Source organism: Pseudomonas sp. GW704-F2 (assembly GCF_059423025.1).
Genome location: NZ_JBWKXO010000098.1, coordinates 1 through 718, shown reverse-complemented (window position 1 = coordinate 718; position 718 = coordinate 1). Strand labels below are relative to the sequence as shown.

Sequence of the window (718 nt, the reverse complement as noted above, 5' to 3'; positions counted from 1 at the left end):
TGGCAGGTCTGGTTATTAGCCTTTTTTACGCGCAACGTCTCAAGCGCAGTCTGTACTGCTGAGCGATCAATCGCTTGCTCTTGCTCACCGCGATCAGCCTCGTCAAGTTGCGCCAGGTAGTGGGCAATACGCTTGTCCAGAACCGCTTCGCGCCGCTGGAGCTTCTTGGGTGTGATGTGCTTTCGATTCGAGGCCACTGCCTGGAACTTGCTGCCATCAATGGCTATCAGGTCGCCGCCAATGAGGCCGGCCCCGCGGCAAAAACTAACAAATGCACGGCACGTGGCAACGAAGGCTGCGCTGTTGTCCCGTCGAAAATCGGCAATGGTTTTAAAGTCAGGTGCCAAGCGACCCAGCAGCCACATAACCTCGACGTTGCGTTGACATTCAGCTTCCAGCCGACGCGAGGAACGAACCTGTTGGAAATAGCCGTAAAGGTAGAGTTTGAGCAGATCAGCCGGGTGGTATGAAGGGCGGCCGGTAGCCTTGGGGACGGCTTTGTCAAAACCCAGCTGCTCAAGGTCGAGCAGAGAAATATAGGCTTCGATTACCCGAACCAAATGATCCTCGGGAATGAGTTCGTCCAGCGAGACTGGAAATAGGGTTCCCTGAGAGCGGTCTTCACCTTGGATATAGCGCATAAGAAAAATGCCCGTATCTTGCGATACGGGCATTTTCTTAAACCGAGCGGCAAATTGCTAGGTTTTCACACAGCCTG

Annotated in this window: 1 protein-coding gene; it reads right to left on the bottom strand. The window is 54.0% G+C overall.

Annotated elements, in window-relative coordinates; genetic code table 11:
• Positions 1-641: transposase (locus AC07W0_RS30915; protein WP_495029352.1), on the bottom strand; the 641-nt coding region annotated here is incomplete at its 3' end.
• Positions 642-718: the final 77 nt, after the last annotated feature.